This window comes from Brooklawnia sp. (assembly GCF_049651565.1).
Classification (GTDB): Bacteria; Actinomycetota; Actinomycetes; order Propionibacteriales; family Propionibacteriaceae; genus Brooklawnia.
On sequence record NZ_JBASCI010000245.1, the window covers coordinates 1 to 3,282 of the forward strand.

At 71.3% G+C, this 3,282-nt stretch carries 4 protein-coding genes and 1 pseudogene; 3 read left to right on the top strand and 2 right to left on the bottom strand.

The features are described from left to right. A partial coding sequence (locus tag WBL05_RS11640) for a hypothetical protein (protein WP_424226096.1) occupies positions 1–314 on the bottom strand: 314 nt, incomplete at its 3' end. Between the two features lie 188 nt (positions 315–502). Between WBL05_RS11640 and WBL05_RS11645 the strand changes: the two genes are divergently transcribed. Further along, positions 503–871 (top strand): DoxX family protein, encoded by a 369-nt coding sequence (locus WBL05_RS11645; protein ID WP_424226098.1) that lies wholly within the window; start codon positions 503–505, stop codon positions 869–871. Positions 872–920: 49 nt separating this feature from the next. Here the strand turns inward: WBL05_RS11645 and lanM are convergent, their stop codons facing one another. After that, positions 921–2,615, bottom strand: a complete 1,695-nt coding sequence (gene lanM, locus WBL05_RS11650; RefSeq protein ID WP_424226100.1) for a type 2 lanthipeptide synthetase LanM — start codon at positions 2,613–2,615, stop codon at positions 921–923. Between lanM and WBL05_RS11655 the strand changes: the two genes are divergently transcribed. Further along, complete coding sequence (locus WBL05_RS11655) at positions 2,605–2,988, top strand: hypothetical protein (RefSeq protein ID WP_424226101.1); 384 nt, start codon at positions 2,605–2,607, stop codon at positions 2,986–2,988. The genes lanM and WBL05_RS11655 overlap by 11 nt on opposite strands. Before the next feature lie 31 nt (positions 2,989–3,019). Beyond that, a pseudogene (locus WBL05_RS11660) lies at positions 3,020–3,282 on the top strand (hypothetical protein); the annotation flags it as partial.

Consider the following 3,282-nt stretch of genomic DNA (forward strand, 5'->3'; position numbering starts at 1 on the left):
ATCGCCGGATCGCCCGCGCCCAGCGGACGCAGCCACGACAGCAGCGCGACCAGTCCGAGCGCCAGGCTGAGCAGAACGACCCGGATGACCCGCCGCCAGCCGGTTGGCGGCCGGCCGTCCCGTAACCCTCGCCACCCGGCCAGCCCGGCCCCGACCACGGTACCGGCCAGCAGCACGCCGTACAGCGGATGGCCGCCGACGACCGCGTCCCAGCTGGTCAAGCCCACCCAGCCGACCATCAGCAGCGCGACCACCGCGGTCGCCCGGACGATCCAACGCCACTCGCGGCCGGGGTGCCGCGGCAGGTGGGTCATGGTGCAACTATGGCACCGGGCGGACGATCCGCTCACCCAGACCAACGCCTTGTGCACCCGGTAATCACGGGGCCGGCCAGCCGATGGGCCACAGCAGTCCAGCTGCTCGGTTGATTCGGGTGGCCGCACCAGCAGGGACAGTGGTGGCAGGCGGCCCCAACCGCGTCGCCCCGAACGTGGAGGCCACGATGATGCAGATAGTCCTGTTGGGTTTGAATGCAACCCTGGCGATCCTGGTACTGGTCGCCGGTGGCACAAAGCTGGTCAAGAACAAGCAGTCGCTCGCCGACAGCGGGATGGCATGGGTGGAGGACTTCTCACCGATCACCCTCAAGCTGATCGCGGTTGCCGAGCTGCTCGGCGCCGTGGGGCTGGTCCTGCCGCTGGCCACCGGAATCCAACCGGTTCTCGCGCCGGTGGCGGCGAGCGGTCTGCTGATCATCCTGATCGGCGCGGTCATCACGCATCTGCGGCGCCGGGAGAGCGCCTGGTTACCGTTCGGGCTGGGCGTGCTGTCGGCGTCAAGCGCGGCACTCGGGTTCGTCCTGACCGCGTGACCGGTCGCGGGAGCGGCCCTCGACGTTCGCCGGGCCCGCGCACCACAGATCAGGCCCAGAGCAGAACCGAGGGCAGCGAGGGCTCGGCCGCGCGCAGCAGGTGATGGCCGATCCCGGCCACGCCCTGCAGCAGGCCGGGTACGACCAGACTGCCGGGCAGCAACTCGTCCAGCTCATACCAGCCCGCGGCGCTCGCCCGCCGAACCAACGCGGAAGCCCGCAGTCGCCCCTCGGCCAGCAGATCCGGCTGGCCGAGCCGGGTGGCCGCCGTAAGCAGCAGTTCGCCGCGTCCAGCGTTGCCGCAGCACAAGTGGTCCGGACCCGCCAACCCGGTCGATCGGACGCAGCCGATTGCCGCGTCGATGTCTGCCCGGATGGCGGCGGTGTCCAGCGCATCCAGCCCACCGATTCGCGCCAGCCCGATCCCCGGCGCACCGTGGCACCACTCCCGACGGAAACTGCCCGGCTCACGCAGGTCTGGCCAGTTCTTCTCCTGGTGGTCGAACAGGGCGAGCTCATGCCCGATCGCCTCTGCGGCGGCCATTCGGTAGCGCGGATCGCCGGTGACCAGAAACAGCCGCGACAGCGCGTAGGCGACTCCGGCGACGCCATGGGAGAACCCGGTGAGGAAGCGGCCGCCGAGGGTGCGCCACGCGCGCCGTCCAGTCGGGGCGAGCTGCGCGCTGGCAACAAGGTGATCGCCGCACAACACCGCGCGATCGAGCACAGCGGCGTCGGGCCGACTGGCGTACACCGTCAACAGCCCGAGCAGCGCGCCTGCCGCACCGTCGAAGACATCCGGCCCCGACCCGACCAGCCGCGCCGAGTCGACCTGGAGCGCCGCACCGACGGCGTCCTCCACGAGCGACGAATCCCCCAGCAACATGCCGACCCTGGCCAGGCCGTGAATGACCGAGCCGAGGCCGGTGGCCCCGCCAAGCCCGATGAGCTGGGCAGCGGACGCGGGTTCGTGGGCGAACGCGTCCCGCACCGGCTGGACGGCGGCCAGCGCCACGTCGCGGTAGGCGGCGGTATCAGTGACCGCATGGGCCGTGGCGAGGAACAGCGCCACCCCGCAGGTGCCGGTATTAAGGTCCCAGTGCAGCGGCTGCAACTGGTAGCGGTCCACTTCGGGGTGGTACTGCGGGGCGATCCAGGTGGCGCTGCCATCGGGGCCTGCGACCGACGCGGCTGAAATGGTGTCAGCCAGCTCGCAGGCAGCGGACACCAGTTCGGTCACACGCATGGCCCGCGATGCCGCCCCGCTCACCGGGTCGACGGCCGATTCGACCACCGGTCTCGACATGCTGTTCTGACGGGCAGCGTCGGTGTAGAGCGCCGCTCGTACCAGCGCTCGTTGCCGGGCGAGGTCGGCGTCGTCCAGTGCGCCGAGACGGTTGTCCAGCAGCTGGCTCCCCGACTCGATCAGGGCGTCCGCGGTAGGTTCGATGCCGGGGCCGGTGACTGTCCCGGTGTGAGGGTCGGCGGTGAACAGCGGGACATCGCCGTGCAGCAGTTGGTGCCGTTCGCTGCGAATCAACTGCCAGATCTGGGGTGACGGGTCGGCGTCGACCTGCAAGGACGCTGCGGCCAACCGGTCGACCTGAATGCTCCAGTCAGCCCCATCCTGCAGGTGTGCCGGCTCACGCAGTCCCTGCTGCAGCGCCCCGTACTCCCGGGTGCCCCGGAAGACGAAGCGGTTCGGCTCCCGCCTGAGCACCGCCAGGGCGGTCGTGGGCCCCACCGACGCCCACCCGGTGCCCGGTGTTGAGACGATCGGCTGCTCGCTGCACCCGCTGGGCGCCGGATTCGAGACCCGCCCGCTGGGGATCACCGACAATGTCGAGGTGCTCAGCCAACCCGACGTGCACTGGCGGGTGCCGGCCACCGGCCCGATCTGCTTCGAGTCCGAGAGCTCCTACGACTGGGACGCGCTGTCCGAGGTCGCACCGGTCGGCGAGCGACGCGTCGTGCTGCCCGCCGACGATCCCTGGCAGACGGTCTGCGAGGCCCTGGTCGCCCCGATCCTGGGCGGCGGTTCGACGGTGGTCCTGGTGGGCGGGGACGAGGCGAAACGTGCCAGCACGGCAGACCAGGAGCGGGCGCGGCTCCCCTGAGGCCGACACGGCGGAGGGTAGCCTCGAGGCCATGACTGACCGCGATCGGCAGGCCGATCTCGACTGGCTGTACGGACGTAGCCCCCAGCCAGCGCCCGACACCACCCAGATCGACCCGGCTGTTGCCGCCCCCGCGGCAGCCACCCCAGACGTGCCGGAGGCCGCCGATCAACCCGTCGCGACCCCATCGGCCCGCCCGCGGATCAGCACCCCGACCTACGATCCGGACGCCCCGCAGCCTGCCCCGCGACCCCGGCCGTCGCCTCCCGAGGGCACTGCTCGTCCCGAACGCAC